This is a genomic window from Cellulomonas sp. P4_H12, from assembly GCF_056400905.1.
On the sequence record NZ_JBFUKJ010000142.1, the window covers coordinates 1 to 535 of the forward strand.

The window sequence follows — 535 nt, forward strand, 5'->3', positions numbered from 1 at the left end:
GCAGGAGAAGGTGCTCGGGCCGCTGAGGCTGGCGAACACCACCGATCCGGGGACGGCGGCGATCCCCGAACCCGTCCTGCACGCGTTCAGCTCCGAGCGCCGCGAGGCCCTGCAGATCCCCTCCGGCGCGCCGTTCTACGAGGAGTCCAGCTTCTGGAACCCGTCGTGGACCATCACCCACGGCGCCATCCAGACCAGCAACATCTACGACCTGCACGCCACCGCGGTCGCGATCGGCACCGGCAAGCTCCTCTCGCCGGAGTCGTACCAGGCGATGGTGTCGACGGCGCTGCGCGGCAAGACCACCACCCTGCCGGGGTGCACCACCTGCTTCGAGCAGAACATCGGCTACACGTACGGGCTCGGACTCGTCATCACCGGCGACTGGCTGATGCAGAACCCCCTGTTCAGCGGCTACTCGGCGGCCGAGGCCTACCTGCCGTCGAAGAAGATCGCGATCGCCGTCGCCACCACCTACGACCAGGCCGCCTTCGACGGCACCGGCGCCTACACGAACGAGGCCGACCTGCTGTTC

At 68.4% G+C, this 535-nt stretch carries 1 protein-coding gene; it reads left to right on the forward strand.

Features of this window, described 5'->3' with window-relative positions:
• A partial coding sequence (locus tag AC1DQC_RS20220) for a serine hydrolase (RefSeq protein ID WP_477053009.1) occupies window positions 1–535 on the forward strand: 535 nt, incomplete at both ends.